This is a genomic window from Pseudomonas sp. NFACC04-2, assembly GCF_900119265.1.
Taxonomy (GTDB): domain Bacteria; phylum Pseudomonadota; class Gammaproteobacteria; order Pseudomonadales; family Pseudomonadaceae; genus Aquipseudomonas; species Aquipseudomonas fluorescens_AA.
In genome coordinates, this window is the sequence record NZ_FPJC01000023.1 from 46,228 (window position 1) to 60,468 (window position 14,241).

Consider the following 14,241-nt stretch of genomic DNA (forward strand, 5'->3'; position numbering starts at 1 on the left):
CTTGAATATTGAAGTGGGGGTGGTCAATGGCTGGCCGCGATCAGCGCTTCGCCGACGGTTTTCCAATCCGATGCAGGGCTCTGGGTAGTCAGTGCGGTTGCCTTGAGCAGCAGCTCTGCCGACAGCCCTGTGCTGACGCAACACGCCTGGCAGCGCATGACCCAATCCACCGCTTCCATTGACGTTGCGCGTCGCGGTTCCAATTGCGCCGTGAGGCGTTGCACTTCTTCGCTGTTCCAGTTCAGGAGGCTGGCCAACATACTGTTGGCTTCGTTTTCCGCCTGTTGGCCGTCCTGGTTGGCGACGTGCAGGTAGTGCAGCAGGTTTTCTTCCGACTGCGCCTGGTGACGGGCGCAATGGCTGAAACGCTCGAGCAGATACAGCGTCTGCGGCGTGAGGGCTCTGGAAGCGTTCGAGGCCAGCCATGTCGGGTTTTCCATCAAGGCGTTCAGCGTGCTGCTGTCCAGGTGCAGGTGTTGGCAAGCCTCGGCGGCGCGAAGTACCTTTGCCAACGCCTGAGGCATGATGCCCGGGACAGCCTTGATGGCCGCGACAAGCGCCTCGGCATCGGTGTCGGCCATTTGCATCACGTGAGGGACGAGCTCGGTGGAAAGGTCGGCCATGTCATGCAGCAGGGTTTCAATCAGGTGCTGAGGGTCGTGTTCGGCGTTGGTGTCCGCTCGAAGTTTCGCCAGGCGTTGTTTCAGGTTCTGGCTCAGCGGCAAGCCCGCTTCTGGTTCAGCGAACAGACGACACCACTGCTGCACATCGAGCCCGTTTTGCCTGAGCCAGCCGACGGACCAATCCAGGGCCATCAGTACGTCGAGAATGTCGGGCGTTGAGGATGCCGGGGGAGACAGTCGCCCGGTCACCAGTGCCTTGCCGTAATCGTCCCCGCCCAATAGTCGGGCCAGCTCGGTGCACTCCAGCGGCGATAGGCCCAGCATCCGGGCGATGCGGGCCTGGCGGTAGAGGGATGAAACCGTGGGCAGGTCGTGTTCCAACCCCGGCAGGTATTGTTCGCTCTGTTGCGCAAGCAATGGCAACGCGTCGTGGGTCATGGGCAATCCGAGGCCGGCACTCAAGTAACTGAAGGTTTGCTGGTCGGTGACGGCCAGTGGCTTCTTGGGGAGTTGCCACACGGGGTTTTCAAGCAAGCGGGTGCGGTTGAACACCTGATCGAACAACGGGACTCGCTCCCCGCAGGCTTCAATCGGCATGTCGTGCAGCAAAGAAGCGAACTCTTCAGGCGCGATGCCATGACGTTGGTTCAGATACCGGTAGACGCCAAGGGTGCGCAACGTGTTGGCGCTGAGTGTGTCGCTTCCCTCGGATCGCAGGGCATTAATGATCAGCGTGTCCAGTTCGGCCACGGGGATACCGGTCCAGCGATGCAGGCGGATCATGCGCTGGAGACGGTCGAAACGTTCATCGGAATAGTGCATGAAGACGCGCGAAGCCCCTTGGGTTTCGATGCGCAGGGCGGGAGTACTTTCCGACCCGTTGATGTAGCTGGCGCCATAAGCGCTTTGTGTTGCGTCTGGGCTGTTGATCGAGCTGCGAGGGCTGTAGCGGCCTTGCGCCAGGAATTGTTCCACCAGGTCCGTCGTCAGCCCGGTGCGTTCCTGGAAAAAATCGAGCTGATCCAGGCGTGTGATGTCCTGGGTGCCATAGCTTTTCTTCAGCGCGTCAGGCCTGGCGCTTGAAGCGCTTGGCGCGAGCAGCAGATTCTGTTGTTCCGGGCTGAGTCCGGACAACAGCTTTTGGGCATCGTGATGAGAGGTCGTGACCTGACCATACGTCGAGGGGCCTGGTGAAAATGGCAATTGCAGGCTGATCCGATAGTTCAGCTCGCCTAGCGCGGGTTTGCCTGCGCCCAGCCCGAGCAGGCACTGGTGATGGTGCAGGTCGTAGGGCAGCGAAAAGGGATAGTGCTCGCTGGCCAGCACCTGCTGGACGGTCTCGTTCCTGCCGGTACTGGCCAGGTGCGCCGCGATGTTGCTGCGCAGGGTGTCGTTGATGATCTCAAGCATCGGGCACGTGGCGAAGGCGCTCTGTCGATCGAGCATCAGCTTGCCGAGGTCCGGCCGTCGCTCTTCCAGGGCGATCCTGGCGGCTTGCACTGAGGCCGGTAGCTGCTCCAATTGCCGGGCGAACAGATAAAGGGCTCGTAGATACGCCACCGGTGAGTCGATGGCGGCGATGTCGCCTTCGTTGCAGAACTGATCCCAATTTTCTTCGAAGAGTGCCTGATAACCGACGGACGCTGGCGTTGAATCCGAATCCAGGCTGTGCCGGAAACTTGGCTGGGTGTCCTTCCTGGGAGATACGCGGTGCTCCTGGTACAGGCGGCTGATTTGTCCGGCATAACTCACAGCGCTGTCATACACCCGCCCGCCATCCGCGTCGCTGTGCTTGGCGAGTTCGAGGGCGAACTGCGCTTTGTCCATGCGCACGATGTCGAACACCGACGTCACACCCATGTGCTGCAGGGCTGTTCTGAATTTAGTTTCTGAAGTTTTCTTGCGGGCAGGGAAGGCGACGAGCCGGTGCAGCAGCGAGTCGTTGCTAACGTCCATGTGGGGTCTATCTCCTGTTCGAACGAAATGTGCGTTTCGGGAGAAAACCGTACAGGAGCACGCAGAAAAAAACGGTAGGACTTCAGGGGAAGATGTGTACGAAAGGGCGATACGTGGGGCGGTTTTTGGTACCGGTGGGTTCCCCTGGGGGAGGAGGACGGCAAGCATGGCCGATTTGCCGCTATTTGCCGTACTCACTGGGCGCTGATTGCAACTCGCAATACCCGAGACTTTGAGTGCTCAGGGGTTGAAGTCATCAACCCCTGGAACGCTTGAAGAGTGCTTCATCCATAACGCCCGTATCCCATCGGAGCCGGGCGTTGATCCATGATCAAACCCTGAAGTGGCTCACCATCATCTGCAATTGATTACCCAGCCGCGCCAGCTCCACGCTGGAGGCGGCGGTTTCTTCGCTGGCGGCGGCGGTCTGTTCTGACACGTCGCGCACGTTGATGATGCTGCGGCTGATCTCCTCGGCCACGGCGCTTTGCTGCTCGGCAGCGGCGGCGATCTGCTGGTTCATCGACTGGATGTTCGACACCGTGCGGGTGATGTTTCCCAGGGATTCCCCAGCCTTGCGCGTCAGGGCCACGCTGCTGTCGGTGAGGCTGCGGCTGTTGTTCATCACGGCGGCCACTTGCTGGGTACCGTTCTGCAGGCCGGCCACCAGGCCTTCGATTTCCTCGGTGGATTTCTGCGTGCGCTGGGCCAGGCCACGGACTTCGTCGGCCACCACGGCGAAACCACGCCCGGCTTCACCGGCGCGGGCCGCTTCGATGGCGGCGTTGAGCGCCAACAGGTTGGTCTGCTCGGCCACGGCCTTGATCACGTCCATGACGCTGCCGATCTTGTCGCTTTCCTGTTGCAGCACGGTCATGGCGTCGGTGGAACGCACCACTTCGCTGGCCAGGCGTTCGATCTGGGCGATGGCTTCGCTGACCACCTTGTCGCCGGCGCGGGCTTCGCCATCCGCGGCGGCGGCTGCCTGGGAGGCCTCTTCGGCGTTGCGCGCGACTTCCTGGACCGTGGCGGTCATCTCGTGCATGGCGGTCGCGACCTGGTCGGTCTCGACTTTCTGGCTGTTGACCCCGGCGCTGGTCTGCTCGGTCACGGCGGACAACTCTTCGGCGGCGCTGGCGATCTGGGTCACGCCATCGCGGATGCCGCTGATCAGGTCACGCAGGGTCACGCCCATGCGTGCGATGCCTTGTTGCAGCACGCCCAGTTCGTCACGGCGGGTGACGATGACATTCTGCGACAGGTCGCCACTGGCAATGCGTTCGACCACGGCCAGGGTTTCGCGCAGCGGGCCGGTGATCTGGCGGGTAATGATGACGGCCGCAATAACACCGACCAGCAACGCCAGCAGGGTGCTGATCAGTTGCAGGGTGCGGGCCTCGGCGCTTTCAGCGTCGCGGCGGTCGAGTTGGATCTGGTACAGCTGCTCGCTCAAGGCCACGATGGTCGTGCCCTGGTCGGTCATTTCCTTGCGGGCCTGGACCACATCGGCGGTGGCCAGCTTGAAGGCCTGCACGGCGCTGCGGTACTGGGTCAGGGCGTTTTCCAACTGGCGCAGTTCATCCTGGCGGCTGCTGGAGAAATGTTCATTCAGCGGCTCGAGCGAAGCGATGGCGGCGTCCAGTTGGGCGATGGCCTTGCGTTCGGTGTCGGCGTTGCTGTTGGCGGTGTAGCCGCGCACTTCATAGCGGGCCAGCATGAAGGCCTGTTTGGCCTCGGTGATGGCCTGGAACTGGACGAAACGTTCATCGCTGAGGGCCATGTGCCGCACGTCGGCGTCGATGGCCTCGATCAGCTTGTAGGCGACCTCGGCGTTCGCGCCCATGGCGTCGCGGGCGCTGTTGCCGGTGCGGTAGGCGCTGCGCATTTTGTTCAGGGAAACCTGATAGGCACTGATGACCGCGCTCTGCTCCTTGAGCAGCTTGACGTTTGCCGGGCTCTTGAAGCTGCTGAGCAGGGCATTCTGTTGCGCCACGAAACCATCGAGGGTGGTCTGCACATTTTGTGCGGCGGTTTCGTCGCCATTGGTCAGCATGTATTGCAGGCGGGTGACGCGAAGTTTGGTCAGGCCGGCGTTGAGCTGAGTGATATCGCTCATCCAGTTGCTGCGCTGGATCAGGCCGCCCAGGCTGGTCCAACTGGTCAGGGCCAGCAGGCAGGTCAGTACCAGCACCAGGCCGAAGCCCAGGCCCAATTTCATGTTGACGCTAATGTTGCCAAACCAGCTATTCATCAAATTCCTCCAGGAACGTTGTGCTGCTTGATCGTCAGTACGCTGGAAGATTGTTGTTGTTAAGAGCCAGCAAAAACGTGTGCAGGGCTTTATCGGCGGCGGGGGCTGGATCTGAAAGATTTTTTCCGGATATCGCGGTTTCGCTGAATGGCAGGCAAAAAAAAGCCCGCTGGGAGCGCGGGCTAAAACCTTAGTTTCTTGAATGAGCGAGGGGACTTTACCCAATCCCACGCAGGCGCGGGGTGAAGAAAAGTTCATGAGGCCGCTCCTTGCACGACCTCATGGACTTGGGCGCTTTTCACCGCAGATCGAACCGATCCAGGTTCATCACCTTGACCCACGCCGCGATGAAGTCCTTGACGAACTGCTCCTGGGCATCCGGGCTTGCATAGACTTCGGCCAGGGCCCGCAGCTGCGCGTTGGAGCCGAAGACCAGGTCGACGCGAGTGCCGGTCCATTTGACCTGGCCGGTCTTGCGGTCGCGAGCTTCGAAGGTTTCCTGAGTGTCGGAAAGGGCTTTCCATTCCACGCCCATGTCGAGCAGGTTGACGAAAAAGTCGTTGCTCAAGGTGCCTGGCCGTTGGGTAAAGACACCGTGCGCGGTGTGGCCGACGTTGGTATCCAGTACCCGCAGGCCGCCAATCAGTGCCGTCATTTGCGGGGCAGTGAGGGTCAACAGTTGTGCCTTGTCGATCAGCAGTGCCTCGGCGGACACGCGGTACCGGCCCTTGAGGTAGTTGCGGAAACCATCGGCGATGGGCTCGAGAAAACCGAACGACTCGACGTCCGTCTGCTCCTGGCTCGCGTCCATGCGTCCTGGCGTGAACGGTACCGTCACGCTGAGCCCGGCATTTTTCGCGGCCTGTTCGATACCGGCGCTGCCGGCCAGCACGATCAGGTCCGCCAGGGAGATTTTCTTGCCGTCGGCTTGGGCCGTGTTGAACTCGCTCCGAACCCTTTCCAGGGTCGCCAGCACTTGGGCCAGTTGTTCTGGCTGGTTGGCTGGCCAATCCTTCTGCGGGGCCAGGCGCAGGCGGCCACCGTTGGCACCGCCACGTTTGTCGGAACCACGGAAGGTGGAAGCCGCGGCCCACGCTGTGGACACCAGCTGTGGAACCGTGAGGCCCGAGGCCTGCAGCTTGCCTTTGAGGGCGGCGATGTCGCTGTCGTTGACCAGCGGATGGTCGACCGCCGGGATAGGGTCTTGCCACAGCAGTTCTTCGTTGGGCAGTTCCGGGCCTAGGTAGCGTGAGAGCGGGCCCATGTCGCGGTGGATCAGCTTGAACCAGGCGCGGGCAAAGGCGTCGGACAATTGCTCCGGGTTTTCCAGGAAACGCCGGGAGATTTTTTCGTAGATCGGGTCGAAGCGCAGCGCCAGGTCGGTGGTCAACATCGTTGGATTACGCCGTTTGGCCGGGTCATGGGCATCGGGGATGATGCCCGCGCCTGCGCCGTTTTTTGGCGTCCATTGATGCGCGCCTGCCGGGCTCTTGGTCAGTTCCCATTCGAAGCCGAACAGGTTCTCCAGATAGTTGTTGCTCCAGCGGGTGGGCGTGGTGGTCCAGGTGACTTCCAGGCCACTGGTGATGGTATCGGGCCCCTTGCCGGTGCCGAAGGTGTTTTTCCAGCCCAGCCCTTGCAGCTCCAGGCCAGCGGCTTCGGGCTCCGCGCCGACGTTATCCGCAGGCCCGGCGCCGTGGGTCTTGCCGAAGGCGTGGCCGCCGGCAATCAGTGCTACGGTTTCTTCGTCGTTCATCGCCATGCGGCCGAAGGTTTCGCGAATATCCAGCCCGGCGGCGACCGGGTCCGGTTGGCCCTCGGGGCCTTCCGGGTTGACATAGATCAGCCCCATCTGCACGGCGGCCAGCGGGTTCTCCAGGTTGCGTCCTTCCTCGGTGCGGCTTTCTTCGTTGCCAGGTTCGGCCACCAATTGGCCTTCGCCGGGCTCCTGCATGGCGGCTTTGTCGGGCTTGCCGTAGCGAACGTCGCCCCCCAGCCATTTGTTTTCGGAGCCCCAGTAGACGTCTTCATCCGGCTCCCAGACATCGGCACGACCACCGGAAAAGCCGAAGGTCTTGAAGCCCATGGACTCCAGCGCGACGTTGCCGGTGAGGACGATCAGGTCGGCCCAGGAGATGTTGCGGCCATACTTCTGCTTGATCGGCCACAGCAGCCGACGGGCCTTGTCGAGGCTGACGTTGTCGGGCCAGCTGTTGAGCGGTGCAAACCGCTGCTGGCCGGAACCCGCCCCACCGCGCCCATCACCGGTGCGGTAGGTGCCTGCACTGTGCCAGGCCATGCGGACAAAGAGCGGTCCATAGTGGCCGAAGTCCGCCGGCCACCACTCTTGCGAGTCGGTCATCAGCGCATGCAGGTCTTGTTTCAAAGCCTGGAAGTCCAGGCGCTTGAAGGCTTCGGCATAGTTGAAATCCTCGCCCATTGGGTCGGACAGCGAGGAGTGCTGGTGCAGGATCTTCAGATTCAGTTGGTTTGGCCACCAGTCGCGGTTCGTTGTGCCACCGCCAGCGGCGTGATTGAACGGGCATTTCGATTCGTTTGCCATGAGAAGCTACCTTTGGTCGTATTCATCCAGCTATCCAGCCCGGCGGGGGCTTCGAATAGCGACAGGCGAATTACACAGGGCGCAGGGCTCACAGTTCGTTCAACAGATCATGTTTGGCCACGCGACAACCTCTAATTGCCAGTACGGTGGCACACGGCAAGCCCAGTACGTTTCTGAACGCTTCCTATCTCTTGTCAGGTTTCACGGGCCGGATTGCACCAGCCTGAATTCAGGCTAGTCCCCCTTTGCCAGATAGCTAATAGGCGCAGTATTAACGGTCGATAGGAGTAATCTTTTATCGGCGCCCGGGGGGGAGGCAGATGATAGGAAGGGCGCCTGCCGTGACGGACCCCATCATGAACAAATGCCCGCGCAGCACGGCCTTCCACGAAGCGGGTCATGCCCTGGCCTTCTGGTGGAATGGCCTACCTATAAAGCGCATCAGCGTGCGCACCAAGGTCGAAGCCTGCGCGGGGCCTCTGTTCGACCTGCGCGGCAACCCGCAGTACGCAGAAGGGTTGGTCGAAGCCGACTACCTTGTTTCGCGTCCGGCCTTCGACGCGCCGGGGATCGCTGAATACCTGCCCTCGATGATCGATGCCATCGAGCGTGACCTGCTCCATTGCTTCGCCGGGCCAGTGGCCGAGGCGGTCTACCGGCACCGCAGGTCCGACCGGCTGATCAGGGGCAGCGGCCGGGGTGACCTGGAACGGGGGCACGAGCTGATCAGCCTGCTGCCACCGCGCAAGCTGCTCGACGCCCAAGCCCAGGCCATCGCGCGTTGCAGTTGCCTGGTGCACCGTTACTGGCCGGCGGTCAGCGCCGTGGCGGGCTTTCTGCAAGAGCATGGCACGGTTGAAGGGGACGCCGTCACAGCGCTGCTGTGTGAGATGACCGGGGAGCGGCCGATGTTGCTCGGCCATCAAGTGGCAAGCCTCGATTCGTGATCAAGGCGTTGCCACTACTCGCTAGCGCTTCACTGTTTCCTCAAGAGAGAAGCGTCCCAGTGGGTTTTGTTGGAAGTGCTCGATGTTCTTGCGCGAAATATTGATGTACGGGCTGTAGTAGAGATCGATCCAGTTGACGTCCTGCTTGGCGATTGCCTGAAGGTCGGTATACATCTGCTTGCGCTTGGTCGGGTCCACTTCTACCCGCGCGGCCGCGACCAGATCCTTGACCTTGTCGTTCTTGTAGCGGGTCATGTAATTCATGTTGGTGTCATGTCCCGGCACGAAGGTGGTCTTCTGGTCCGGGTCGAGGATGTCGTTGGTCCAGTACATCACGGACAGATCGTAATCGCCGTCGATCAGCATTTGCCAACTCTGGGTTGGGTCGACTTTCTGCAAGGTGGCTGTCACGCCGACTGCTGCGAGCTGTTGCTGGACCAGCACGGCGATCTGCTCGTCGGCTTCATTGCCCGCATTGACCACATAGTTGAGCTTCAGGCCTGAGGCGCCTGCATCTGCCAGCATTTTTTTGGCTTTTTCCGGGTCGTACGGGCGCTGCAGGTTATCGGCATTGTGATAAAGCGCTCCTTTAGGAATGTAGGAATAAGCCACCTGGCCATGGCCGAAGGTCACGGTATCGACCAGGGATTTCTTGTTGATCGCAAGGTCCAGGGCCTGACGTACTTCAGGCTTGCCCAGCAGGCCGTGCTCATGGTTGATCAGCAGATGATCCTCACGGGTGGAGGGATCCATGTGTACGACCAGGTTGGGATCTTTCTTCCGAAAGAAAAAGGGGACAGATTTATTTTATGAGATGCAGAGAGGGCAGGCTTATTAGCTTGCTCGGTGTGTTCTAAAATAAATCTGTCCCCTTTTTTGCGGTATGTCAGTGGTCGAAGGCATGTTTGTGTTGGCGCTGTTGAGAAGATTTTGGCGCAATTTGGCGCAGTTCCCAGAACTGCGCCATTGTCGGATAAATATGTGGCGCAGTTCTTGACGAACTGCGCCACAGCTCATCGCAGCAGATGGATGTAGTCGCCCCGAGGGTCGGGACAAAGGTCGCCCGTTTTCATTTACTCAGCCGCCTGCGCCCGCAACCGCCTCCCAATCACATCCATCACATCACACCCATCGCGCAGCGATATCGTCAGCATTTGCAAAGGTCGGAGAGCACCAGCGTGTCGGAGCTGATTTCCGAGCGGAATGCGATGTTTTCCAGCAGTTGAGTCACGGTACGGATGCGGTAGTCGGCGGTTTCGAAGAGGACGTCGAGCGGGGCTTCGGTGTCGATGAGCAGGGTGGCGGGGATGCAATCGATGCCGGTGATGGGCATGTATCGTTTCATCGGTAGTACCTCATTCAATTGAAAGGAGCTACCTCGTTAATCGAGTCGCCAAACCCGAGTCGCCATTAGGACGACGACGGAATATAGGCCGCCTTGTCCGGGTGCTACAAGACGCCGCTTTCCGAGCTTGATGTAGGACGTTTAGCCTGTCTGTGGTGGTATTCGTTACGTGGGGTTGGGCTGTCGGCGGCGAGGTGTTTGCTTCCGTTTGGGTGCGGAGCGTTCATAGAGGGGGGCTGCTGCGCAGCCCAGCGGGAGCAAGCTCCCTCGCCACAGGGGATTTGTACAGCCTTTAGGTGGGTGAGTTGTCCTGAGGGGCGCCGTCGTTGATCTTCTGCTAGAAATCTGTAATTCGGAACAAGGCCGGGGTACCTCGTTTTCCGTCTCAACATCCTCTTCAGCAAGGCTCTTTTTTGTGCTTCCCTTATGGCCACTTTTCTCTTTCGCAGCCTGCCCAGCGCTCGCCCACTTCGGACTCACAAACCGTGCACAACCCCACCCGCAACGCGCTGACCACCCAACTCGCCACCCACCCCGATGACATCACCACACGTGCCGCGCTGTACCGCGATCTGCTCGACACCGCCGAGGTTTCATTGGACGGCGTACGCCTCGCCGCAGGCCTGTGCGATCCGGCCGCTAACATCGTCATTACTCAGTTGAACACCACAGCACATGCCAACCGCCCCGGACCATTGCTGGCGCAGCTTCGCAACCTGCCGGTCGATCATTTGGAGTTGGATAACGCCGAGCCGGCGTGGTGCGACGCCCTGGCTGGGCTGCCTTTACGCACGCTGGTGCTCAACAGCCCACGTTTCAGCTGCGATCAAAGTGTATGGCAACGCTTCCCAGGCCTCGCTCTCGAGAACCTGGAAATCAGCGGATTCTCCCGCGACGATAACGCCACCAGCCTGCCTTCCCTCGAACGGCTGCGCCGGCTGAAGTTAAGCACCTACGGTGAAGACTTCGACGACAAAATCCTTCAACACCTCGGCAATAGCCCGCTGCAGGAGTTGTCGTTGAACCGTTGCGATGACGTCACCGACGATGGCCTTCTCGGGCTGTCAAACCTCAGATTGCGATCACTCACGCTGGAACGCGTCGGCGAGCTGACGTCCCGTGGGATGGCGCACTTAGGCAGTCACCCCCTTGAGCAACTGTCCCTCGGCTGGAGCAGCGCAATCCTGAAGGACCCTGCATGGCTCTCCCACCTGAGCGCGTTGCGCTCCCTGAGCCTGGATCAATGTTACGCAACGGACGCCACGCTGCACGCTATTGTGGGTCTGCCCATCGAACGGCTCTCGCTTCCCTCTTCGTATGTTTGCGAGGGCGACCTTGAGATATTGGAAGGCATGCCACTCGCCGACCTGAATCTCAAATCTTCACGTCAAACAATTGAGCGGCTCGATGTGCTGCACGGGTTTCCACTCAAGCGCCTGGGGCTCTCCGATGTACAAGGCATTGATGCAGATACGTTGAGCGATCTACGTGGTTTGGAGTTGGAGTCCCTTGACCTGTCATTGAACGACCTAATTTGGAAGGAACTGAAACAGCTGGCCGGCCTGCCACTGAAGCGGCTGAATCTCAGCTTCTGTCGCGGTGTCGATGGCAAGGTTCTGCGCAAGCTCGTCGAGCTGGGCTTGCCGCTGGAGCAACTTGAAATAAGCGGCCTGGATCTGCGCGATGCTGACCTGGCCTGCCTGCGCGATCTGCCGCTGCGGCGCCTGGGTTTGTATGACAGCCCTTGGCTCACCGACGCCGGAGTGGCCCACCTCGCTCGGCTGCCGTTGAGTGATCTGACGATCTCAGCAGATCCCGGGGAATCGCGGATTACCTCAGCCGCAGTGCCGGTGTTGGAGCAATTGCCACTGCACACATTGGCGTTGCTGAACTGTTCCGGGATCAGTGCCGAGGGTTGGGATCGGTTGGCCAGGTTGCCGGCTCGCGTCAGCGGCCCGGGTATTTGATGCTCGCCGCAGTCTGGCTCTGTAGGTTCAAACCTGTGGGAGCAAGTTGTGCTCCCACAGGTTTACGCCGTTCAATGACTGACCCACATCAGGCCGAGCCCCAATCATGAACGGCCAGCTTTTACCAGTTGTAACTCAACTTCGCCGTGACTTCGCGGCCCGGGTTGTAGTAGTTCGCAGTCCCCGAACCAACCACATGTTGCTCATCTAGCAAGTTACTGACGTTAACCGCCAGGTCAGTGCCTTTGAAGAGTTTGTAGTTGAAGGCCGCATCGAAGAGCGTCGTGCCATCGCTGGTGCCGGTGTTGGCCGCGTCGAAGTAATAGGAGCCCACATAACGTGCACCCAGGCCAACGCTGACATCGGTGTCGGGGATGTTGTAATAGCTCCACAGCGACGCGGAGTGTTTGGGGGCCGTGGCGAACTCATTCCCTTTGAGTGAACTGCCGTCGTACAAAGTACCGCGCAACACTTCGGACTCCATATAAGAGTAGCCACCCACCAGGCTCAGGTTAGGGGTGAGCTCAGCCTTGGCTTCCAGGTCCAGGCCGCGTACCCGTGATTCGCCAACGGTTTGCTGCTCGATGACACCGCTGGGCAGTACGACGGCGATGCTGACATTTTCCTGGGTCAGGTCGTAGACGGCCGCCGAGAACAGCGCGTCCATGCCGATGGGCGCATATTTCACCCCCACTTCATACTGCCTGCCTGTCTTGGGGACCACGCCGACCGTGGGTGGCGACACCGACTCGACCATGCTGACGTAGGTGGACACTTCGTCGTTGACGATATAGGTCAGTGCGCCGCGATAGGAGGTTTCGGAGAAGTTATCCGACTCTTTTACGTTGTTGATGTCGGTACTGGACAGATCCAGCGAGTCGTTGCGCACACCGGCGGTGACGATAAAGCGCTCATAGAAGGACAGGTTCTGCTGCAGGAACACGGCCTTGGTTTTTGTGTCGAGCTTGTCGTTGCTATAGGGCGCTACGCCGCTGGGCACACCCGTGAACACGGGGTTGGCCAGGTCGATGGAGCCTGTGGTGGCATATACGGAGCGTTCCTCGGTTGAAGAGTCGCCATACTCGACGCCCACCAGCGTACTGCTGTCGATGTTTTCGAAGCGGGCATCGTATTGCAGCATCAAGTTGCCGTTCAGTTGCTCGGCGTCGCTGTCAGTGCCAAAGATGTAACGCGGGACCGTGGTGCCGGTGCGGGTAGGGGAGTCGCTGAGGAACACATAGCCGAAATCATCGGTCAGTTCGCTGTAGCGCAGGTTGCTGCGCAACACGAAGCCATTGTCGAAATCATGGCTGAAGGTGCCGCTGATGTTGGTGCGTTCGACATCGTGGAAGTTGTAGCTGGGCTCGCCGTAGAACTTGTCACGGTCGTATTCCTTGTCCAGTGGGTAACCGCCGCTGTTGGGCGAGCTCTGGGTTTTCAGATAGTCCACGATCACCGAGGCCGAGGTGAAGTCCGTGGGTGACCAGGTCAGGCCGCCCATCAAGAACTTGTTGTCGTCCCGCGAGTGGTCGTACTCGCGATCGCTGTCTTGCATCTTTGCCGTGAAGCGACCGGCTACGGTTTTGTTTTCGTTCAGCGCGTCCCCGACATCGATACCGGTTTCGACATGGTCGAAAGAACCGTAGGTGACGTAGCCCTGGCCAAACTTGTCGAAGCGCGGCTTCTTGCTGACAAAGTTCACCGAGCCGCCCGGGTCGGCCGGACCGAACAGCGTCGAGTTGGCCCCGCGTATTACTTCAACGCGCTCATAGGCGAAAGGCTCTTCGCGCACACCGCGCATCGAACCCAGGGTCAGGCCGTCCCGATAGGTCGTGGCCTGGAAGCCGCGGATCTGGAAGTAATCGTTGCGGTCGTCAGTGCCGTAATAGTCGGTAATGACCCCGGGCGTGTATTGCAACAGTTCTTCGGTCGTGCTCGCGCTGCGTTGCTTCATTTCCTTGTCGGTGACCACGGAAACCGAGGCGGGCGTGTTGAGGATGCTGGTGGCCACCTTGCCGCCGACCCAGAGTTCCTGGGCAACCACCGAGTTGGGGTCTTCGGTTCCGTCTACCCTGGCCTTGGCGTTGACGAGGATGGGCGCGAGGCGATAGTCCTCGAGTTCGCCGTCCGCCTTGGTTTGCGGCGTCAGCAAGTAAGCGTTCGGGCCTTGCTGCTGTATCGCTATGTCGCTCCCCTGCAACAACGACGACAGCGCTTCGGGCGTATCGAGTGTGCCGCTCACGCCCCGGGTATTGCGGTTCGCTACGCTTGAAGCATCGAAGGAAAGACTGATACCCGCCTCGCGGGCAAAGCGGTCAAGCGCCGGTGCCAGGGGACCGGCGGGAATATTCCACTGGTGCACCGGGTGGGTCTGCTCAACGGTCGAGGGCTGCGCCAGGGTGGGTAGCGCATAGCTGCTGACGATGACGCCGAAGACCGCACCGTGGATGGCACGATTCAGTCGATGACGCTGGGGAACCGGGGACGCACTCATTAACTCGCTCCGTGGAAAGGGGATCGGCAGATCGGCCTGTAGGTCGGCCTTTTCTTACATGCCGAACGAGAATGAGAAATCACCTCATTTTTATT

Annotated in this window: 6 protein-coding genes and 3 pseudogenes; 2 read left to right on the plus strand and 7 right to left on the minus strand. The window is 60.2% G+C overall.

All coding sequences use genetic code 11. The features are described 5' to 3' along the window. Positions 1 to 23 precede the first annotated feature (23 nt). The 4 genes and pseudogenes from BT125_RS23895 to katG all read right to left on the minus strand — a co-directional run bounded on the left by BT125_RS23895 (position 24) and on the right by katG (position 7,393). Positions 24 to 2,579 carry a Tc toxin subunit A gene (locus BT125_RS23895; RefSeq protein ID WP_072411034.1) on the minus strand — a complete coding sequence of 852 codons (2,556 nt, stop codon included), beginning with the start codon at positions 2,577 to 2,579 and terminating at the stop codon, positions 24 to 26. 331 nt (positions 2,580 to 2,910) lie between these two features. Next, positions 2,911 to 3,774 carry a methyl-accepting chemotaxis protein gene (locus BT125_RS30095; RefSeq protein ID WP_371857826.1) on the minus strand — a complete coding sequence of 288 codons (864 nt, stop codon included), beginning with the start codon at positions 3,772 to 3,774 and terminating at the stop codon, positions 2,911 to 2,913. A 42-nt stretch (positions 3,775 to 3,816) separates the two neighbouring features. Beyond that, positions 3,817 to 5,088: pseudogene (locus tag BT125_RS30100) on the minus strand (methyl-accepting chemotaxis protein); the annotation flags it as partial. 40 nt (positions 5,089 to 5,128) lie between these two features. Further along, positions 5,129 to 7,393 (minus strand): catalase/peroxidase HPI, encoded by a 2,265-nt coding sequence (katG, locus tag BT125_RS23910; RefSeq protein WP_072411048.1) that lies wholly within the window; start codon positions 7,391 to 7,393, stop codon positions 5,129 to 5,131. Between the two features lie 356 nt (positions 7,394 to 7,749). Between katG and BT125_RS23915 the strand changes: the two genes are divergently transcribed. Next, positions 7,750 to 8,340 (plus strand): hypothetical protein, encoded by a 591-nt coding sequence (locus BT125_RS23915; protein ID WP_072411050.1) that lies wholly within the window; start codon positions 7,750 to 7,752, stop codon positions 8,338 to 8,340. Positions 8,341 to 8,361: 21 nt separating this feature from the next. On the opposite strand, the pseudogene BT125_RS23920 reads toward BT125_RS23915, so the two are convergent. Both BT125_RS23920 and BT125_RS23925 read right to left on the minus strand, forming a co-directional pair. Beyond that, positions 8,362 to 9,120: pseudogene (locus BT125_RS23920) on the minus strand (ABC transporter substrate-binding protein); the annotation flags it as partial. 293 nt (positions 9,121 to 9,413) lie between these two features. After that, positions 9,414 to 9,685: pseudogene (locus BT125_RS23925) on the minus strand (hypothetical protein). 485 nt (positions 9,686 to 10,170) lie between these two features. Between BT125_RS23925 and BT125_RS23930 the strand changes: the two are divergent. After that, positions 10,171 to 11,652: a hypothetical protein gene (locus BT125_RS23930; protein WP_072411052.1), complete on the plus strand. Its 1,482-nt coding sequence runs from the start codon at positions 10,171 to 10,173 to the stop codon at positions 11,650 to 11,652. Between the two features lie 121 nt (positions 11,653 to 11,773). On the opposite strand, the gene BT125_RS23935 is transcribed toward BT125_RS23930, so the two are convergent. Then, complete coding sequence (locus BT125_RS23935) at positions 11,774 to 14,146, minus strand: TonB-dependent siderophore receptor (protein WP_072411054.1); 2,373 nt, start codon at positions 14,144 to 14,146, stop codon at positions 11,774 to 11,776. Positions 14,147 to 14,241 lie beyond the last annotated feature (95 nt).